Below are 16,401 nucleotides of genomic sequence, written 5' to 3'. Positions count from 1 at the left end.
TCTAGCCACGTCCTTTGGTACGGGTTTTATGAGCTTTGGCATTTTTCTCAAGAAAGCTGATAATTTGCCCGGCAACATCTTTATCCGTTGCCTGTTCAATACCTTCCAGGCCCGGTGACGAATTCACTTCCATGACCAGCGGCCCATGGTTAGAGCGTAAGATATCCACACCGGCCACATTCAGCCCCATGGTCTTAGCCGCTTTAACCGCCGTTGCCCGTTCTGCCGGCGTTAATTTCACCAGCGACGCGCTGCCACCGCGGTGCAGGTTCGAGCGAAACTCACCGGCTTTGGCCTGACGCTTCATAGCGGCAATGACCTTGTCGCCAATAACCAGGCAACGAATATCGGCGCCACCGGCTTCTTTAATATATTCCTGCACCATGAAGTGAGACTGCAGACCCATAAAGGCTTCAATCACGCTCTCTGCCGCCTGACGGGTTTCCGCTAATACCACACCAATACCCTGAGTCCCTTCCAGCAGCTTAATCACCAGCGGTGCGCCACCGACCATATCAATTAAGTCAGGAATGTCCTGTGGCTGGCTGGCAAACCCAGTAGTCGGCAGGCCAATTCCTTTACGCGATAAAAGCTGTAACGAGCGTAATTTGTCACGACTACGGGAAATAGCGACCGACTCATTCAACGGGTAGCTGCCAATCATCTCAAACTGGCGTAAAACCGCAGTGCCGTAAAAGGTGACAGATGCACCAATACGTGGAATGACACAGTCGTAAACGGGCAGTTCTTTGCCGTGTTTGTGAATCGACGATTCGCGTGCGTTGATGTCCATGTAGCATCTCAATGGGTTCAGTACATCAACCTCGTGGCCGCGCTGCTCAGCAGCTTCGACTAAGCGGCGCGTTGAATAAAGCGACGCGTTACGCGATAAAATCGCAATTCTCATGGTTGTTCTCCTAATAAGTGAGAGGCTTGTGGGTCGACGATGAACTGTCCACGCATGGCTTGTCGGCCTAATAGCATCCGGAATTTCATGGTGTCTCTGTTAGTTAACGTCAGCTCGACTGCCTCGTCAAACTTACCCAGTTGTAACCGTGTTCGGATCACATAGCGGGTTTCGGTGTGACCGCCGGAATCGGTCACTTCGCGCTTATCAAAAACGGGCGCTTCGCAAACTTGTTCGCGCAGGGAGCCTTGTTCCGGGTGCATAAAAATACGCAGCCATTCCTGACCATCGCGCTCAAAAGGCTCAAGCTTAAATGCATGCAAGCAGGAGGTTTTAGCGCCTGTATCTACTTTCATATGAATTGGGTTAATATGGAGCTCAGGAAGTGCTCCCCACTCTTGCCAACCAATTGTTGTCATCGGGTTACCTTGTTATCAATCTTGAGTGCTTAATACAGTATTTTTATAAAAACGCAATTTTTATTGATCAATCATCGTAATTTTTACGTTGTTTTTGAAATCTGATAGTTTACATCAGATGCTAAGTCATACGACTCTACTAAGGATAGCCTATGTCTGCTTGCCCAACTTGTAATTGCCGTAAACCTCTTGGTTTTGGTATAAAAATGGCCTTTCAGCCCATTGTGGATATTGCAAAAAAAAATGTATTCGCCTATGAAGCCCTGGTTCGTGGCGAAAATGGGGAAGGTGCCGGACGTATCTTGGGGCAAGTAACAGAAGAGAATAAGTACACCTTTGACCAAAGTTGTCGGGTGCAAGCCATTGAAACCGCGTCGCGCATTAAATTGCCAGGCAGCTTAAGCATTAACTTCATGCCCAATGCCATTTACGAGCCGGAAACTTGCCTGGAAAAAACCTTGGAAACGGCTAAAAGAACCCAATTTAATCGCAACAACATCATTTTTGAGGTGACTGAGCAGGAGCAGGTGGTCAGTCAGCAGTTTTTGGTGGAAGTGTTTGAAGCTTACCGAAAAGAAGGCTTTAAAACGGCCATTGATGACTTTGGTGCGGGTTATGCCGGGCTCAATCTACTGGCTGACTTTCAGCCCGACATTCTGAAAATTGACATGAAGCTGATTCGTGATATCTGCCAGAACAAAGTGAAACAAACTCTGGTACGTTCTATTCAGCAAATTGGCGAAGAGCTGGGTATTCAGCTTATTGCCGAAGGCATAGAAACCGAAGACGAGTACAAATATCTGCGCGACAGTGGTATCACCCTAATGCAGGGGTATTATTTTCAAAAGCCTATGCTGGAAGCCATTCAGGACGTTAATTTTCCGTGATGCGAGCGTAATTACGCATCACCGTTACGGGTGGCCTGTAACTTCTGTAAATGCGCTTTAAAGTCGTAAATGTCGCGGTCCAGCGAGTTTGCACTCACGTACAGGTCGTAGCCCAGTAATTCCCGCATTTGCTCCATACGCTTGCCAAATACGCCAATCAGGCCTTTGTAAACAGTGCCGTTAGGGCTGATATAGCTGTCCGGAATATCAAAGTAGGGCGTGTAGTCCTCGCGATCCGGTGCCTGATGCCGTAATGCCATGGTCAGCAACTGACGCTGCTCAAACAATAACGCAGAGGCCAGACGCGGAGAAATGTCATCCAGAACCTCTTCTACGTGGTAAAGCCGGAAGCCAAGAAAAGGGGCGTCTTCTAATTCCATAACCCGGTTTACCCGTGGTACGTCGTAGCGAATAATGTTTTCCCAGCGAATCTGCCACTGACCGCGGCGATGCAAATAACGAATGTCTTCTTCGGTAATGACCAGTGACACCGGTGGTTCTATCACTTTACCAATGCCTAACAGCAAAAATATACCGGATGTTGCGCCCAGCACCACAGAAACACCCACCGGAATGTCGTCCCGCACTAAGTGTAAAAACACCAGCAGTGCAAACAGCAGTACCGCTAACCCACAAAAGGTTAATGCGTTGCGCTTAGCTTGTGGACTGACATTAAACTGCATAACTCCTCCTGGACTGACGAATATCTCACCTGACATAAATGTCAGGCTACGTCGTGGGCTACATAAACATCCGTTGCAATATTTTGCGGGTGAAATCCTTCTTAAGATAAAAGCCCCGTGGGCGTACTTCAATTATAGTACCGTCCGGTCCAATCGCATCGGTTAAGGCAGAGCCATCCGCTGCTTTAGGCCGAATCTGCATCGCTTCGCCCTGGCGTGCGGTAATCGTCTCAACCTGGCCTAATGCAATACGGTCCATATGTTCTTCCCAGTCGTTACGCAGCAAGGCTTCTTCTTCGGCGCTGGGAATCCATAAAAAGGCGCTGCCGACTACACGCTCAGCCAAAGGCACCTCGCGGCGGCCATCTATGGGCAGCCACAACACTTGTTGTAATTTATTTCGTACGTTAGAAGTGGCCCACTGGATGCCCTGAATATTCACCAGTGGCGCGGTACACACAAACGTGGTTTCCAGTGGCTCACCTTCGGGGGTTACCGGCAGGGTTTTCAGTTCAACCCCTAATTCAGGGAAGTCCTGTGTAGGCTTAGAGCCCGCGGTAGCGCCCAGTTGCAGCTCTAAAAGCTGACCGACCCAGCCTTTGTCGCGGCGCAAGTCTTTGGGTACCTGCAGGCCGGTTTCGGCCGCTAGCTCCGCAAACGAACGACCCGCTAAAGCCGCCGCGCGCTGGAACAATTCGTCAATGGACTGAGGGCGTTGTGGCTTGTCGGTCATGGCTTAAATCTTCGTAAATAGTGAATCAGCATTTGCCCGCAACCGGGCTTTATGGAAGAATCCACTGTAACAGAGAATAATTGAGGATGCTCGCGTGATAGATGCAGAAGGGTTCCGGGCAAACGTAGGAATCGTCATCTGTAACGGGCATGGGCAGGTATTTTGGGCTCGTCGAATTAACCAGCAAAGCTGGCAGTTTCCGCAAGGCGGAATTCACGAAGGCGAGACCCCTGAGCAGGCAATGTACCGCGAACTCTACGAAGAGGTCGGGTTAAAGCCAGAGCAGGTTGAAATTCTGTACACCAGCCGTCAATGGTTGCGTTATCGCTTGCCAAAGCGCTTAATTCGACGTGAACAGCGGCCCATGTGTGTTGGACAAAAGCAAAAGTGGTTTTTGTTACGGCTGAAATGTCGTGAAGAAGACGTAGATGTATTACATTCAGGTCATCCTGAATTTGATGGCTGGCGCTGGGTCAGTTTTTGGTATCCGGTGCGGCAGGTCGTATCCTTCAAACGCGATGTTTACCGTCGGGTGATGAAAGAGTTTGCCTCACATGCTATGCCATTTCGTTCCTCGGGAGGGCGTCAGCACAGGCGCAAACGATAAACATGATGCTGGTTACACTGCAACGGATAGTCGAGGGCGTAAACAAAGCACCTGATTTCAACATGGCGTTAAGCACCATGGTGGGGCAGGTGCGCGAAGCCTTAGAAACGGATAGTTGCAGTGTGTTTTTGGCCGACAACGATCAAAAACAGTTTGTGATGGCCGCCAGTGACGGCCTGCGAGCTGAAGACGGCAACCCGGTTCGGGTTGACTTTGGCGAAGGTATTATCAGTTTAGCGGCACAGCGTGAAGAGCCACTGAACATTGCCGACGCCAGCATGCACCCCGCTAATAAAAAGCTCAGCGACACCAACGAAAGCATTTACCGTGGGTTGCTGGCTGCGCCTATTATCCACCGGCGTAAAGTACTGGGTATTGTGGTGGTTCACCAAAGCGTCGCCCGGCACTTCAGCCGTGAAGAAGAAGCCTTTATCGTTACCCTAGCAGCGCAGTTAGCGGCGGTTATCGCCCACGCGGATGCCAAAGGCTTGCTGGTCAGTGAGCACTCACCCTGGATACACAGCTTAAGAGGCCTGCCCGGTTCACCCGGTGTAGCAGTGGGGGAAGCTTATGTCTCACGCCCCGAAGCGCGCTTAGATGAAGTCACACCACGGCGCTCTGACAAACCCATTCATGAAATTCGCAAGTTTCGTCAGGCGGTTGCCCGCACCCGGGCCGACTTAAAAGAATTGTCCCGACGTATGGCCGGGCAGGTACCGGACGACACGCTGGCCATATTCGATGTGTATCAGGGCATGTTAGACGCCGCCAGTATGGGCGACGCGGTAGAAAACATGATCAAAGAAGGCTGGCGCGCGCAAACCGCTTTAAAATACGTGGTCGAGCAGTTTGTCGCTCAGTTTGAAGCGCTGGAAGACTCTTACCTTCGGGAGCGTGCAACCGATGTGCGCGACATTGGTCAGCGGGTGCTTTTGCATTTGCAAAACCGACAGCGCAGACGCAAACCGCTACCTGACACCTTTATTTTGATTGCGGACGAGGTAACGGCTTCTATGCTGGCCGAGCTACCGCGCGACCAAATAGCCGGCATCATCTCGTTAAACGGTTCCAGCAACTCGCACGCAGCTATTATGGCGCGCAGCATGAACATTCCGGCGGTGCTGGGTGTTGACGACATTGAGTTGCACTTCTTTTCTGACCGACAACTGGCGGTCGACGGCTACACCGGCGAAATTTACATTGACCCGCCGGCGCAGGTACTCACTCAGTTCCACCAGTTAGCCGAAGAAGAACAAGAACTGCGCGACATTGTTACCGAACACAGTCATCTACCGGCCGAAACCCAGGACGGTGAGCGCATCAGCCTGCATCTCAACTTAGGCCTGGATGTGACGCATGACTACTTAAAAACGCTGAACATAGATGGCGTGGGTCTGTATCGCTCAGAAATTCCGTTTATGATGCGCGATCAGTTACCGACCGAAGACGAACAAACCGAGATGTATCAGGAAGTACTGGAACAGTTTCCAGATCAGCCGGTGGTGATGCGAACGCTGGACGTTGGTGGTGATAAACCGCTGCCTTATTTTCCGTTAAAAGAAGACAACCCCTTTTTGGGCTGGCGCGGCATACGGTTAACACTCGACCACCCGGAAATTTTCCTGATTCAAATTCGCGCCATGCTGCGGGCCAGCATTGGTAAAAGCAATCTGCGTATTTTACTGCCCATGATCACCAGCACCAGCGAAGTGGACGAAGCATCACGGTTGATCAAGCAGGCGTACTTCGAAGTTGCCGAAGAGCAGGGCTGTGAAGTGGGCGTGAACTTGTTTCAGCCGCAGCTGGGGGTAATGATAGAAGTTCCGGCGGCCATTTATCAGTTGCCGGCCATGGCCAGCAAAGTCGACTTTTTCTCGGTCGGCAGCAACGACCTGACACAGTACTTGCTGGCCGTTGATCGCAACAACCGTCGCGTTGCCAGCCTGTATGACGCCTATCACCCGGCGGTATTAGCCAGTCTGGACGAAATTGCCCGGCGCTGTGAAGAAATAGGCAAACCGGTGAGTGTGTGTGGCGAGTTAGCAGGAGACCCCGGCGGCGCATTATTGTTAGTGGCTATGGGCTACAGACAATTGAGTATGAACAGTTACAACGTGGATCGGGTACGCTGGATACTGCGTAACGTGCGTTCCAGTACGCTCAATGTGATGCTGGCCAAAGCGCTGCAGGCACGCAACCCCGATCAAATTCGTAAAATGATTGCCGAGAAGATGGAAAGCATCGGGCTCGGCGGTTTTGTCAGGGCAGGGAAATAAGCATGCTACTCACAACCTGGCTTTGGTGTATTGGCGGCGGCGCGGTCGCCGGTTTACTAGCCGGTATGCTGGGCATTGGTGGTGGGTTAATTATAGTGCCCTTACTCATTTATTTGTTGCCGCTTATTGGCGTTCCGCCAGAGTTGGTCGTGCCCAGTGCCATTGCCACCAGTCTGGCAACCATTTGTATGACCACTGCCAGCGCCTCACGCGCTCACGCCAAACACGGCTTAATGGAGAACTTCTGGCTTATTCGGGTACTGCCGGGTCTGTCCATTGGTGCCATGACAGGCGCCTACCTGGTCACCATCACTGACCCGGACTGGTTAAAACGCATCTTCTCCATTGTGCTGATAGCCCTGGCTATCCGCATGCTGTTTCCGCAAAAAACCGGTGAGCCATTAACGACCGTATCGAAGCGATTAGTGGCTTTGGGCAGTTACATTATTGGTACCATCTCGGGCTTAGTCGGTATTGGTGGCGGCGCTCTGACTGTGCCATTTTTAACGCGCATGCGACTGCCGGTGCGTCAGGCCATTGCCATTTCGTCGCTGGGCAGCTTTATCATTGGCTGCAGTTCGGTGGTGATGTTTGTGTTAAATGGCTGGTTGTCCGGCCGCGCAACCGGCGCTTTCGGGCTCATTAATGTTCCCGCCTGGGTGGGTATTTCCGTTGCCTCGGTGTTATTCGCGCCGCTGGGTGCTAAACTGGCGCACAAATTACCGGTAAAACAGCTGCAACGCGTATTTGCAGCCTTTCTGATACTGGTCGCCATACAACTCATTTTTAATTAACTATAAAGCAGGGAGTACAAGCAGTGCCGTCAAATGACTATTGGCAGTTTCCCGCCATTGATCCTGTTATTTTCAGTATTGGTTTTATCGATATTCGCTGGTACGGATTAGCGTACTTAGCCGCTTTTGCCTTTGCTTATTTCTGGGGCATGCGGCAGACCGAAAAGGATCCTAACTGGAGTAAAGAACAGTTCAGCGACTTGCTGTTCTGGGGCTTTATTGGCGTTATTGTGGGTGGCCGTGTCGGTTATACACTGTTTTATCAGTTTGAGTATTTTGTCAGTAATCCGCTGTACTTGTTCTACATACACGAAGGCGGTATGTCCTTCCATGGCGGCTTGCTGGGTGTTATTGCAGCGATGTATTTGTATGCCCGTAAAAAGCAACGCTCATTCCTGCAGGTTGGCGACTTTGTTGCCCCGCTAGTGCCTATGGGCCTGTTTTTCGGCCGCATTGGTAACTTTATTAACGGTGAGCTCTGGGGTCGCGCCGCCGAAGTGCCATGGGCAATGTACTTTCCCAGCGGCGGGCCGGTGCCGCGGCACCCGTCACAGCTATACGAAGCCTTATTAGAAGGTTTACTGCTGTTTGCCGTTATCATTTGGTATCAGCGAAAACCGCGCGGAGTTGGTGCGGTCAGTGGCTTGTTCCTGCTCGGCTACGGCATCGCCCGCTTCATTGTCGAATTCTTCCGCGAACCCGATGCGCATTTAGGCTTGCTGTCTCTGGGTATGTCCATGGGCCAGTGGCTAACCCTGCCAATGATCATTCTGGGTATTGTCCTGATGGTTCGTGCAAAGCCGCCGACGGCGTAGGGCAGTGGTTGTAGCCTGACGTTTACGTCAGGTGAGATGCCGATTTACTTCAAAATCAGGCTACGTGCACCCTGTAGCCTGACATTCATGTCAGGTGAGATGCCGTTCCTGACGTAAACGTCAGGCTACAACCTCAAATGTTTACACATGGTTTCCACGGACAAGATCTCACCTGATGCAATAGCATCAGGCTACAGCATCAGGTACGATATAAAACATTACGCACAACATAATTTATATAAAAAATGAAACAATATTTAGAGCTGTGCCAACGCATTGTCGACGAAGGTGTCTGGGTTAAAAACGAACGTACAGGCATTAACTGCCTAACGGTGATTAACGCCGACTTAGAGTACGATGTTGCCAGCAACCAGTTCCCGCTCATTACCACTCGCAAAAGTTATTATAAGTCAGCTATTGCTGAGCTTTTAGGCTATTTGCGTGGCTACGACAGCGCCGCTCAGTTTCGTGATATTGGCTGCAAAACCTGGGACGCCAATGCCAATGAAAATCAGGCCTGGCTGAATAACCCGAACCGCAAAAACGAAGATGACATGGGGCGTGTATACGGTGTGCAGGGTCGTTCATGGCAAAAACCGGACGGCAGCCACTTAGATCAGTTAAAAAAAGTGATCAATAACCTGTCAAAAGGCATTGATGACCGCGGCGAAATAGTGACCTTCTATAACCCCGGTGAATTTGAGCTGGGTTGTTTGCGCCCCTGCATGCATACCCACAACTTTTCGCTGTTAGGCGACACGCTTTACCTAACCTCATACCAACGCAGCTGCGACGTACCGCTGGGGCTTAATTTTAACCAAATTCAGTGCTTTGTTCTGTTGGCCCTGGTCGCACAAATTACCGGGCACAAGCCGGGCAAGGCGTACCACAAGATAGTGAACGCTCACATTTATGAGAACCAGCTGGAGTTAATGCGCGATGTTCAGCTAAAACGTGAACCTTTTCCGTCGCCTCAGCTGCACATTAACCCTGAGATAAAATCTTTAGAAGACATTGAAACCTGGGTGAGCAAAGACGACTTCACCGTCAGCGGTTATCAGTGCCACGAACCCATTAAATACCCATTCGCCGTGTAGCCTGACGTTTACGTCAGGAGCGATACCTCACCTGACATGAATGTCAGGCTACATCAGCGTCGTTGCAGGTTACATCAGCACATGGGACATCAAGGGTCGTATGCGGCGAGGTTACTGTCTACCCAGGATTCGTTAATGTGTGCCCAGTCGGCAGGGTAGCGCCTGTTTCGTAAATATTGGTTTAAAGTTGAATATGGCCATTCGGTAGCATTGGAAACGTAACGGTGTTTTACCGGGTTAAAGCAGCAATAGAGCAAGTACATATAAAGCTCTTTTTCGTTGCGAATTGTGTGCTCCCAGTATCCTTTTTGCCATAGACTGTTTAACCGACGCTTTTGCCTGCTTTTATTCTTATAGTGCGTGTTGTAGTTTTTGGACGAGAATTCCGGTAACGCTTTAGAAGTTAAAGCCTTAATTTTCGCCCATCGAACAGGGACATTCGTGTCCATTATTCTCAATACGCAGTGCAGATGATCAGGCATGACAATCCACGCCTCTATTTCAAACGGATGAGTTTGCATGGTTTCTTTCACAGCACTACGTAACGCCGCCAAAACATCTGGCCGTGTTAAAATTTTCTGTCTTTTGTGAGTGCAGACGGTAAAGAAATACCATCCACCTTCGTAGTATCTGCGCACACGAGTCATGCCGGTAATTAATAGTCATAACCCCGAAACGGTCAATTTCATTGTGTTGTAGGAAAACAGCTTATTGGTTGATGTAGCCTGACGTTTACGTCAGGACCGGTATCTCACCTGACATGAATGTCAGGCTACATCAGCGTCGTTGCAGGTTATCGCACGTAGCCTGACGTTTACGTCAGGAACGATATCTCACCTGACATGAATGTCAGGCTACACGAATAGCATCAGGCTACTGCCTGCGCTAGAATAACGGTATTAACCAACGGGCGGAAACCTGACACTATGACGCTAAAAGTCACCCTGTGCGATGACTCGAAAATGGCGCGGAAACAGCTGTTGCGCACGCTACCCGATGACTGGGATGCCGAGGTGCATCAGGCAGAGCACGGTGAGCAAGCGCTTACTTGTGTGCGTGAAGGGCGTGCTGAAATTCTGTTTCTGGATTTGAACATGCCGGTAAAAGACGGCTACGAAACTCTGCAGGCAATCAAAGACGAACAGCTCGAAAGCCTGGTCATTGTGGTGTCCGGCGATATTCAGCCAGAGGCACAAAAACGGGTGCAGGCATTGGGTGCCATGGCGTTTGTGAAAAAGCCCATGAAGGCCGAAGAGGTGCAGACTCTGTTGCAGCAATTCGGTCTTTATCAGCCCGCTGGTGGTCAACTGAAAGTCGCCGACGAACAGACCCACGCACCGGCGAATCCGCTGGATGTGTACCGCGAGGTTTCGAACGTTGCTATGGGCCAGGCGGGTGATCACTTAGCCCGGGTGCTGGACACGTTCATTGAGTTGCCGGTGCCTAACGTTAACTTCATTGCGCCTTCTGAACTGCACATGGCCATAGAGTCCATCGACGCCAAGCAGCAAGTGGCGGCGGTCAGTCAGGGGTTTTCCGGCAGCGGTATATTGGGTGAGGCACTAACCCTGTTTAATGAAGCGGCCATTGACGACATAGGTAAGCTGCTGGGTGCAAAACTGGGTGACAGTGGCTCGGTGAAGCAGCAGCGCATTGAATCGTTAATGGACGTCGCCTCTATTTTATCCTCTGCCTGTTTAAACGGTTTAGGCCAGCAATTGCACGTGGAGTTTGCGGCGTCACAGCCGGTATTGCTTGGCGAAAACCAGTCCATGCAGGAATTACTGAAACACGGTGAGCAACGCTGGCAGAAAATTCTGGCCATAGAAATTGGCTATCAGCTGCCGGAACACAAACTGGCGTTTGACCTCTTACTGCTGTTCCCGGCCGACGCCGTAAAAATTCTCGACCAACAGTTAGCGCACTGGCTGCAAAGCGAAGAGGATGACCAATGATAGACGATATGGACGAACTGCACAGCAAGCTGAGCATTCTGGGTGCCATTGACGTGGGCATTGTGGTGGTCGATAACGACAACAACATTCAGATGTGGAATGAGTTTATGCAGAACCACAGCGGTTTGCGACCCAGCGAAGTGCGTGATAAAAATTTATTCCGCTGCTGCCCGGGTATCGACCAGGTCTGGTTTCAGCGTAAAATAGACCGCGTGCGGCAATTGAATTCGCGGGTATTTATTACCTGGCAACAGCGTCCTTATGTGTTTCGCTTTCGCCACAGCCGTCCTATAAGCGGTCAGAGCGAGTGGATGTACCAAAACGTGACCCTAATTCCGCTTAAGAATCCGCGTGGTGAAGTGCATCAGGTGGGCATTATTATCTACGATGTGAGTGAACAACCCAGTCATGAGTGAAGTACCCGATCAGCGCTTTGGTGGTGTCAGCCGTGTTTACGGACAGCAAGCGCTCAACCATTTTCAGCAGTTACACATTGTGGTCGCCGGGCTTGGCGGCGTGGGCTCATGGGCAGTGGAAGCACTGGCGCGCACCGGCATTGGCAAGCTGACACTCATTGATTTAGACGATGTGTGCACCACCAATATTAATCGTCAGCTACCGGCTACCGATGACACCATTGGCCAGCTCAAAACCGAGGTACTGGCACAGCGGGTGAAAAGCATTAACCCCAACTGTGAAGTAACGGTTATCGATGACTTTTTGCTGCCGGAAAACTTCGAAAAATACTTAACCGGCGCCGATGCCGTGCTTGACGCCATAGACAGCGTCAATACCAAAGCCGCCTTAGTCGCCTGGTGCAAACGCCGCAAGCTACGCTTAGTGGTGTGCGGCGGTGCTGGTGGGCAGATAGACCCAGGCATGATCCGCGTTGGCGACTTAGCCAAAGCCAAACAAGATCCGCTACTGGCTAAGGTTCGTTCACAATTGCGTCGCGACTACGGCTTTTCCAAGAACCCCAAGCGTAAATGGGGCGTCGACTGCGTGTATTCTGAAGAGCAATTGCGTTATCCCATTATTTCCGGTCAGCAGGAAGGCGAAGTGACACTGCAAAAACCCGGCTCCGGCTCCATGCGAATGGACTGCAGCTCCGGCTTTGGCGCCGCTATGGTGGTTACCTGCAGTTTTGCCATGCAAGCCACCGCTACGCTTTTGAAACGATTGAGCCCTTAGCCTGACATTCATGTCAGGAACAGTATCCCACCTGACATGAATGTCAGGCTACCAAAATTCCAATTTGCGTGATATAGGTTGCAAAAATAGATTTTTTTGTCTATTTTGAGTGTAATATCACTCAATTTTAGGTGTGTCATGAATAGTCTAACAGTACAGGCTTATCTGCAAAGCCAATGGCAGGACATAGCCGAGTTAACTTTTACTGAACGAACCGGGCAGAATGAGCCCGATGTACAAGTCCAGTATAAAACGGACTACGCTATTGAGCACCTGGAGCAGGATGACCACCATGCTGTTTCATTAAACCATCCCGTTCAGCTTTATTTTGATGATGACGATCAACCCGGTTGGCTTCGTTTCCTTGACGATATTATCCCAAGCGGTGCGGCACGAAGGTTTTGGGTGGACCAGCTTGAAATATCCAACTCGCCACTAAGTGAACAGAATCTGCTGCTACTGGAAAAAGCAGCGATTGCACCTGTCGGGCATTTGAGAATAAAGGAAGCCGTCGAAAGCCAGAAAGAAGCTATAAACTCTTCTCAGTTTAATGTCAGCGACGTTGTAGAAAGAAACGCGAGTTTTCTTGAATATGCTCAGCAGCGAGGAGCCATTGCCGGGGGAGCCACCGGGGCGGGTGGAGAAGCGCCAAAACTGTTGTTGCGGTGTAACAATAATGACGAGGTTTGGATAGATACGTTCCAGGACGACACCAATACTCAGGACGCATTTTACCTGGTGAAGTTTCCCCGGGGTCAGCGCAAGCCAATTGACTGCGATATCCTGCGCGCGGAATATCACTTTTATCAAGAGCTCGAGGAAATGGGAGTTAGCACCATAGCAACCGAACAGATGAGGCTTGAAGAAGGAGATAACTTTCCGTCACTTTGGCTCCCCAGGTTCGATGTTGAAGTGGTTAACGGGGTTGTTACTCGCAAGGCAATGGAGTCTGTCTACTCTATTTTAAAAAGAGCCCCCGGTGTACGTCTTCGTCATGCCGATGTCATACGTGAGTTAGTCAGCAAAATTGAAAACTCATACATGGTGAAAGAGCAGGGAGTTTATTTTAATGTAGAGGCGTTCGTAACCGAATGGGTGCGGAGGGATCTATTGAATATCGCTTTTGGTAACTCGGATAATCACGGTCGCAACACGGCATTTTTCAGAGATGAAAGCGGCATAAAGCTCACTCCAATTTATGATTTTGCTCCAATGCGAGCTGACCCCGAAGGCGTGCCAAGATCGACCGTTTGGGGAGAGCCAATGGAAAGCGGTGGCGAATATAACTTTAGCGCCATTTGTGAAGAGCTTTCAGACTTAATTAAACCGGAGCAATTACTCGATGAGTTGAATAAAACGGCCGAACAACTTACTGGCTTGGAAGACAGGTTAAGAGAAAGGGGTGTTCCAAACAGAATTATGACTATGCCCAAAGTCGGGCTGGCAAATATTCCAGACAAACTGCAACGTTGGGGGCTGCTATGAGTAAGAATAACCAGCTTAGCGGCGAAGAAAGAGAAGCCCTTATTGAACGTATTGCACTGCAGCTATTGCAGGGGGATATAAGCCAGGGACAAGCGTTGCAGGAATTCAGAAAGAAAATAACAGGGCTGAATCAAAGCGTTTATGCCAAGCTAACGAGTACATCAAGAAAGACCGTTTCAGAAGTTGAAAATGACTTAGGTAATTATTCTAGTGACGTCATTAATAGACTATTCAAGCCCTTTGGACTAAAAGTCGGATTGGTTCCGGCATCCGCCCGGTTAAAGCGCCGAACATTAAGGACGTAGCCTGACATTTATGTCAGGGACGATATCTCACCTGACATAAATGTCAGGCTACGTACTCAGCGCTCAACAACCCGCAGCTTCAAAGTTTTGGCGACCTGGTACAGGCCGTTGCTACGGGAGGGGCTTAAAGCATTGTCTAAGCCTTCTTCACGGTAAAACTTATCAATATCGAAAGTCGAAATCTCAGCAGCAGAGCAGCCGTCCAGCCGTTGTTGCAGCAGCGCCAGTAAGCCGCGCACTATGCGTGACTCCGAATCAAAGCGAATCACCACCGCCTGTGGGTCAGAAGTGTCCAGCCACAGCCACACCTTCGCCTCGCAGCCACCCACCAGATGATCGTCATCACGACATTCTGCCGGATATTCTGGTAGACTTTTGGCTTGTTGAACTAAGTGACGAAAAAGCTGTTCCCAGCTGGCCATGTAAACTCTCCCTTACGGCAATAGAGTTTTATTCTCCCACAACTTGTGAGATCGACGCCAGTCTAGGATAATGACAACATAATAAAGACCAACATTCAGAACATTCCAGAAAAAGGAAGACAACATGAAGATACTTGTCGCGGTTAAGCGCGTCATTGACTACAACGTCAAGGTGCGTGTTAAACCAGATCAGTCCGATGTCGATTTGGCTAACGTCAAAATGGCACTTAACCCATTCTGCGAAATTGCTGTAGAAGAAGCCGTACGCTTGAAAGAAGCGGGCACTGCAGACGAAGTCGTCGTGGTTTCTATTGGCCCGAAAGCGGTACAGGAGCAGTTACGTACTGCGCTGGCGCTGGGTGCTGACCGTGCCATTCAGGTTGAAACCGACGACATGCCGGACTCTTTATCTGCCGCTAAAATCTTAAAAGGTGTGGTAGAGAAAGAAGGGCCGGACATGGTCATTCTGGGTAAACAGTCTATCGACTCCGACAACAACCAAACCGGCCAGATGCTGGGCGCCTTAACTGGTATGCCGCAGGGCACCTTCGCGTCAAAAGTAGAAGTGGGCGACGGTTTTGTTAACGTAACCCGTGAAATCGACGGCGGTCTGCAAACCGTTAAACTGACTCTGCCTGCGGTTGTGACCACCGACTTGCGTCTGAACGAGCCGCGTTACGCGTCACTACCCAACATTATGAAAGCCAAGCGTAAGCCGCTGGACACCACAACCCCGGACGAACTGGGTGTGGAAGTTAAGCGCACTATCAAGCTGCAGAAAGTTGAAACGCCTGCTGAACGTACTGCCGGCGTGAAAGTAGCCGATGTCGATGAGCTGGTCGAGAAACTGAAAAACGAGGCGAAAGTATTATGAGCATCTTAGTGGTAGCAGAACACGACAATAACGACGTTGACGCTTCAACGTTAAAAACGTTAACCGCTGCACAGGAAATCGGTGGCGACATCGAGGTACTGGTTGCCGGTAAAGGGTGCTCAACCGTTGCTGAAAAAGTGGCGAAAGCCGACGGCGTGAAGAAGGTCTTTCTGGCCGACAACGAAGCGTACGAGCATCAATTAGCTGAAAACATCAGCGAGCTGGTGGCTGACTTAGGCAAAAACTACAGCCACATTCTGGCGCCAGCCACCACCACCGGCAAAAACTTCATGCCGCGTGTCGCTGCGCTGTTAGATGTTGCCCAGGTGTCTGACATTATCTCGGTAGAAAGTGACGACACCTTTAAGCGTCCTATCTATGCCGGTAACGCCATTGCCACCGTGCAGTCAGAAGACAAAATTAAAGTCATTACCGTTCGTGCAACAGCCTTTGACGCCGTTGCAGAAGAAGGTGGTAGCGGTGAAGTCGAAAGCATCGACGCGGTATTCAACAACGACAAGTCAGAATTTGTGAGCGAGCAGCTGGCAGAGTCTGAGCGTCCTGACCTGACCTCAGCAGAAATCGTTATTTCTGGTGGTCGTGGTATGCAGAACGGCGAAAATTTCCACCTGCTGGAAGACGTAGCCGATAAACTGGGCGCTGCTGTCGGCGCATCACGTGCCGCAGTCGACGCGGGCTTCGTACCTAACGACATGCAGGTTGGCCAGACCGGTAAAATCGTTGCGCCTCAGCTTTATATTGCGGTGGGTATCAGCGGTGCTATCCAGCACTTGGCCGGTATGAAAGATTCTAAAGTCATTGTGGCCATCAACAAAGACGAAGAAGCGCCAATCTTTCAGGTTGCAGACTACGGTTTAGTTGCCGATTTGTTCGACGTATTACCGGAATTAAACAGTAAACTGTAATTTTTGTTTATTGCCAGAATCGCTG

General features: G+C 50.4%; 19 protein-coding genes. 13 read left to right on the top strand and 6 right to left on the bottom strand.

Annotation, left to right across the window (positions count from 1 at the left end; translation table 11 throughout):
• Position 1: 1 nt before the first annotated feature.
• Together rimK and CWI78_RS04770 are read right to left on the bottom strand one after the other, a co-directional pair.
• A complete protein-coding gene (gene rimK / locus CWI78_RS04775) occupies positions 2 to 907 on the bottom strand; it encodes a 30S ribosomal protein S6--L-glutamate ligase (protein WP_126780771.1) in 906 nt (301 codons plus the stop codon).
• Entirely contained in the window at positions 904 to 1,326 is a 423-nt protein-coding gene (locus tag CWI78_RS04770) for an ATP-dependent zinc protease family protein (protein ID WP_126780769.1), read from the bottom strand. The genes rimK and CWI78_RS04770 overlap by 4 nt, the downstream gene beginning before the upstream one ends.
• Positions 1,327 to 1,478: 152 nt before the next feature.
• Between CWI78_RS04770 and CWI78_RS04765 the strand changes: the two genes are divergently transcribed.
• The gene (locus CWI78_RS04765; protein WP_126780767.1) at positions 1,479 to 2,213 is read left to right on the top strand and encodes an EAL domain-containing protein; all 735 of its coding nucleotides are present in this window, start codon (positions 1,479 to 1,481) and stop codon (positions 2,211 to 2,213) included.
• 11 nt (positions 2,214 to 2,224) lie between these two features.
• Here the strand turns inward: CWI78_RS04765 and CWI78_RS04760 are convergent, their stop codons facing one another.
• Both CWI78_RS04760 and mutH read right to left on the bottom strand, forming a co-directional pair.
• Complete coding sequence (locus CWI78_RS04760) at positions 2,225 to 2,896, bottom strand: DUF2982 domain-containing protein (protein ID WP_126780765.1); 672 nt, start codon at positions 2,894 to 2,896, stop codon at positions 2,225 to 2,227.
• 58 nt (positions 2,897 to 2,954) lie between these two features.
• Positions 2,955 to 3,629, bottom strand: a complete 675-nt coding sequence (mutH, locus tag CWI78_RS04755) for a DNA mismatch repair endonuclease MutH (RefSeq protein WP_126780763.1) — start codon at positions 3,627 to 3,629, stop codon at positions 2,955 to 2,957.
• A 94-nt stretch (positions 3,630 to 3,723) separates the two neighbouring features.
• Here mutH and rppH point away from each other — a divergent pair, with 94 nt between their 5' ends.
• The 5 genes from rppH (at position 3,724) to CWI78_RS04730 (ending at position 9,218) form a co-directional block, all read left to right on the top strand.
• Positions 3,724 to 4,236, top strand: coding sequence for an RNA pyrophosphohydrolase (rppH, locus tag CWI78_RS04750; RefSeq protein WP_126780761.1), 513 nt, complete (start codon positions 3,724 to 3,726; stop codon positions 4,234 to 4,236).
• Positions 4,237 to 4,241: 5 nt separating this feature from the next.
• Positions 4,242 to 6,512, top strand: a complete 2,271-nt coding sequence (gene ptsP, locus CWI78_RS04745; RefSeq protein WP_208642037.1) for a phosphoenolpyruvate--protein phosphotransferase — start codon at positions 4,242 to 4,244, stop codon at positions 6,510 to 6,512.
• A gap of 2 nt (positions 6,513 to 6,514) precedes the next feature.
• Positions 6,515 to 7,306 (top strand): sulfite exporter TauE/SafE family protein, encoded by a 792-nt coding sequence (locus CWI78_RS04740; RefSeq protein WP_126780757.1) that lies wholly within the window; start codon positions 6,515 to 6,517, stop codon positions 7,304 to 7,306.
• A gap of 23 nt (positions 7,307 to 7,329) precedes the next feature.
• Positions 7,330 to 8,121: a prolipoprotein diacylglyceryl transferase gene (lgt, locus tag CWI78_RS04735; protein ID WP_126780755.1), complete on the top strand. Its 792-nt coding sequence runs from the start codon at positions 7,330 to 7,332 to the stop codon at positions 8,119 to 8,121.
• A 245-nt stretch (positions 8,122 to 8,366) separates the two neighbouring features.
• Positions 8,367 to 9,218, top strand: coding sequence for a thymidylate synthase (locus tag CWI78_RS04730; RefSeq protein WP_126780753.1), 852 nt, complete (start codon positions 8,367 to 8,369; stop codon positions 9,216 to 9,218).
• A gap of 89 nt (positions 9,219 to 9,307) precedes the next feature.
• On the opposite strand, the gene CWI78_RS04725 is transcribed toward CWI78_RS04730, so the two are convergent.
• Positions 9,308 to 9,865 (bottom strand): REP-associated tyrosine transposase, encoded by a 558-nt coding sequence (locus CWI78_RS04725; RefSeq protein ID WP_126780751.1) that lies wholly within the window; start codon positions 9,863 to 9,865, stop codon positions 9,308 to 9,310.
• 279 nt (positions 9,866 to 10,144) lie between these two features.
• Between CWI78_RS04725 and CWI78_RS04720 the strand changes: the two genes are divergently transcribed.
• The 5 genes from CWI78_RS04720 to CWI78_RS04700 all read left to right on the top strand — a co-directional run bounded on the left by CWI78_RS04720 (position 10,145) and on the right by CWI78_RS04700 (position 14,154).
• Positions 10,145 to 11,173 carry a response regulator gene (locus tag CWI78_RS04720; protein WP_126751939.1) on the top strand — a complete coding sequence of 343 codons (1,029 nt, stop codon included), beginning with the start codon at positions 10,145 to 10,147 and terminating at the stop codon, positions 11,171 to 11,173.
• A complete protein-coding gene (locus CWI78_RS04715) occupies positions 11,170 to 11,589 on the top strand; it encodes a PAS domain-containing protein (protein ID WP_053954532.1) in 420 nt (139 codons plus the stop codon). The genes CWI78_RS04720 and CWI78_RS04715 overlap by 4 nt, the downstream gene beginning before the upstream one ends.
• Positions 11,582 to 12,364 carry a tRNA cyclic N6-threonylcarbamoyladenosine(37) synthase TcdA gene (gene tcdA, locus CWI78_RS04710; RefSeq protein WP_126780749.1) on the top strand — a complete coding sequence of 261 codons (783 nt, stop codon included), beginning with the start codon at positions 11,582 to 11,584 and terminating at the stop codon, positions 12,362 to 12,364. Before CWI78_RS04715 ends, tcdA begins: the two co-directional genes overlap by 8 nt.
• A 138-nt stretch (positions 12,365 to 12,502) precedes the next feature.
• Positions 12,503 to 13,849, top strand: coding sequence for a type II toxin-antitoxin system HipA family toxin (locus CWI78_RS04705; RefSeq protein ID WP_126780747.1), 1,347 nt, complete (start codon positions 12,503 to 12,505; stop codon positions 13,847 to 13,849).
• Complete coding sequence (locus CWI78_RS04700; RefSeq protein WP_126780745.1) at positions 13,846 to 14,154, top strand: transcriptional regulator; 309 nt, start codon at positions 13,846 to 13,848, stop codon at positions 14,152 to 14,154. The genes CWI78_RS04705 and CWI78_RS04700 overlap by 4 nt, the downstream gene beginning before the upstream one ends.
• Positions 14,155 to 14,210: 56 nt before the next feature.
• Here CWI78_RS04700 and CWI78_RS04695 read toward each other — a convergent pair whose 3' ends face one another.
• The gene (locus tag CWI78_RS04695) at positions 14,211 to 14,576 is read right to left on the bottom strand and encodes a SufE family protein (protein ID WP_126780743.1); all 366 of its coding nucleotides are present in this window, start codon (positions 14,574 to 14,576) and stop codon (positions 14,211 to 14,213) included.
• Positions 14,577 to 14,700: 124 nt separating this feature from the next.
• Here CWI78_RS04695 and CWI78_RS04690 point away from each other — a divergent pair, with 124 nt between their 5' ends.
• A complete protein-coding gene (locus CWI78_RS04690; protein ID WP_126780741.1) occupies positions 14,701 to 15,450 on the top strand; it encodes an electron transfer flavoprotein subunit beta/FixA family protein in 750 nt (249 codons plus the stop codon).
• Positions 15,447 to 16,376 (top strand): electron transfer flavoprotein subunit alpha/FixB family protein, encoded by a 930-nt coding sequence (locus CWI78_RS04685; RefSeq protein ID WP_126780739.1) that lies wholly within the window; start codon positions 15,447 to 15,449, stop codon positions 16,374 to 16,376. Before CWI78_RS04690 ends, CWI78_RS04685 begins: the two co-directional genes overlap by 4 nt.
• The last annotated feature ends 25 nt before the right edge of the window (positions 16,377 to 16,401 follow it).

This window comes from Idiomarina ramblicola (genome assembly GCF_003987255.1).
Taxonomy (GTDB): domain Bacteria; phylum Pseudomonadota; class Gammaproteobacteria; order Enterobacterales; family Alteromonadaceae; genus Idiomarina; species Idiomarina ramblicola.
Note: the sequence above shows the minus strand (reverse complement) of the source record. Positions and strands in the feature narration are given on the sequence as shown.

Coding starts and splice junctions, on each gene's coding strand:
- CWI78_RS04740 (WP_126780757.1), top strand. CDS start 6,515: ATGCTACTCACAACCTGGCTTTGGTGTATTGGCGGCGGCGCGGTCGCC.
- ptsP (WP_208642037.1), top strand. CDS start 4,242: ATGCTGGTTACACTGCAACGGATAGTCGAGGGCGTAAACAAAGCACCT.
- tcdA (WP_126780749.1), top strand. CDS start 11,582: ATGAGTGAAGTACCCGATCAGCGCTTTGGTGGTGTCAGCCGTGTTTAC.
- CWI78_RS04715 (WP_053954532.1), top strand. CDS start 11,170: ATGATAGACGATATGGACGAACTGCACAGCAAGCTGAGCATTCTGGGT.
- rimK (WP_126780771.1), bottom strand. CDS start 907: ATGAGAATTGCGATTTTATCGCGTAACGCGTCGCTTTATTCAACGCGC.
- CWI78_RS04685 (WP_126780739.1), top strand. CDS start 15,447: ATGAGCATCTTAGTGGTAGCAGAACACGACAATAACGACGTTGACGCT.
- CWI78_RS04720 (WP_126751939.1), top strand. CDS start 10,145: ATGACGCTAAAAGTCACCCTGTGCGATGACTCGAAAATGGCGCGGAAA.
- mutH (WP_126780763.1), bottom strand. CDS start 3,629: ATGACCGACAAGCCACAACGCCCTCAGTCCATTGACGAATTGTTCCAG.
- CWI78_RS04705 (WP_126780747.1), top strand. CDS start 12,503: ATGAATAGTCTAACAGTACAGGCTTATCTGCAAAGCCAATGGCAGGAC.
- CWI78_RS04695 (WP_126780743.1), bottom strand. CDS start 14,576: ATGGCCAGCTGGGAACAGCTTTTTCGTCACTTAGTTCAACAAGCCAAA.
- CWI78_RS04770 (WP_126780769.1), bottom strand. CDS start 1,326: ATGACAACAATTGGTTGGCAAGAGTGGGGAGCACTTCCTGAGCTCCAT.
- CWI78_RS04730 (WP_126780753.1), top strand. CDS start 8,367: ATGAAACAATATTTAGAGCTGTGCCAACGCATTGTCGACGAAGGTGTC.
- CWI78_RS04760 (WP_126780765.1), bottom strand. CDS start 2,896: ATGCAGTTTAATGTCAGTCCACAAGCTAAGCGCAACGCATTAACCTTT.
- CWI78_RS04725 (WP_126780751.1), bottom strand. CDS start 9,865: ATGACTCGTGTGCGCAGATACTACGAAGGTGGATGGTATTTCTTTACC.
- CWI78_RS04700 (WP_126780745.1), top strand. CDS start 13,846: ATGAGTAAGAATAACCAGCTTAGCGGCGAAGAAAGAGAAGCCCTTATT.
- CWI78_RS04690 (WP_126780741.1), top strand. CDS start 14,701: ATGAAGATACTTGTCGCGGTTAAGCGCGTCATTGACTACAACGTCAAG.
- CWI78_RS04765 (WP_126780767.1), top strand. CDS start 1,479: ATGTCTGCTTGCCCAACTTGTAATTGCCGTAAACCTCTTGGTTTTGGT.